The organism is Nocardioides sp. CPCC 206348 (assembly GCF_048654705.1).
GTDB lineage: Bacteria > Actinomycetota > Actinomycetes > Propionibacteriales > Nocardioidaceae > Nocardioides.
On sequence record NZ_JBMCZA010000241.1, the window covers coordinates 46,807 to 47,298 of the forward strand.

The 492-nt window shown below is 70.9% G+C and carries 1 protein-coding gene; it reads right to left on the minus strand.

All coding sequences use genetic code 11. The annotated features are described in order from the left end of the window. Positions 1-492: neutral/alkaline non-lysosomal ceramidase N-terminal domain-containing protein (locus ACOADB_RS28270; protein ID WP_378607043.1), on the minus strand; the 492-nt coding region annotated here is incomplete at both ends.

Here is a 492-nt window from a genome sequence, read left to right on the forward strand (position 1 = left end):
TTCGAAGCGCAGCAACGTGGTGGCCGGGTCGATCCCGTCGGGGAACAGCGCTCGCTCGTCGACCGGGTCGCGGTCGAACGCAGCCTGGGCACGGTTGGCGCTCGCGTCGGTGAGTGTGCCGCGGGTCAGGACGGCGGTCGTGGGTGCGACGTCGGCGTCCGCACGCTCGATCGCCTCCACGACGCCGTCCACCAGGCGCTGGAAGGTGCGGCCGTGGTGGCCGACGGTGGTGATGTTGTAGAGCAGGTCGTGCCCGTGGCCGCCGGGTCCGCAGTGCGTGTGCGTGGCGGTGAGGACGACATTGCCCGGGCCGTAGGTGTCTCCGAACCGCTCGCGCAGTCGCTCATGGACGGCAGCGACCCCGGCCTGGAAGAACATCCCGATGTCGGCGACCACGAAGGCCACCCGCCGGGTGCCGTCATCGAGCACGAAGGCGCGGGCGTACTGCCGCGACAGGATCCCGTTGCTGCGCTGGTCGGGCATTCCGTAGCC